Raw genomic sequence first — 591 nt, forward strand, 5'->3', positions numbered from 1 at the left:
TTTAATGTAATATTTTTTTCGTAGGAGAAGTGAATGAAATACTTTTTTCCTTTTTTCACTAATGTAGGATTGTTTTCTTTCCAGTCTGAAATATTTCTCTTTTTAAAATTTTTATCGTTGATGGTTATATCGATCCAAACCCAATCATTCTTTAAGAAAACTTTTAATTTTACTTGATTGGTAGATGTTTTTTCATACATATTTGTTTTATAAAATACTGGAAAAGCTTCGTGATCAATAGATAGAGTAGGTGGTTTCTTTTTAAATCTCTTGCCGCCCGCAAGAGCGGTTGATTTTTCCTTTACCCAATTTTCCAGATTGGATTTGTAACTACTCACAATACCGAAAGCTTTGGAAATAGCGGATCTTCTAAAATAACTAGGAAACTTATAAAAAGTGGTTGTGAAGTCATATTTAGGAGAAGGGTTGCTTTTTGTACGATGTATCAACTTCTCAACAAGAAGCGTTACTTCTTTTGTTGTTAAACCGTTTAAAGAGTCCCACTCTTTATTGATAACATCAACAATAAAAGCTAACGCTCTTCTGTAAATCTCTAGGGTGGGATCAAACGTTTTTGATCCGTGGGAGATT

General features: G+C 32.1%; 1 pseudogene. It reads right to left on the reverse strand.

The window, feature by feature from the left end:
- Positions 1–591, reverse strand: a pseudogene (locus tag KI363_RS21655) (RNA-guided endonuclease TnpB family protein); the annotation flags it as partial.

Source organism: Lederbergia ruris (assembly GCF_018332955.1).
Taxonomy (GTDB): Bacteria; Bacillota; Bacilli; order Bacillales; family Bacillaceae_C; genus Lederbergia; species Lederbergia ruris.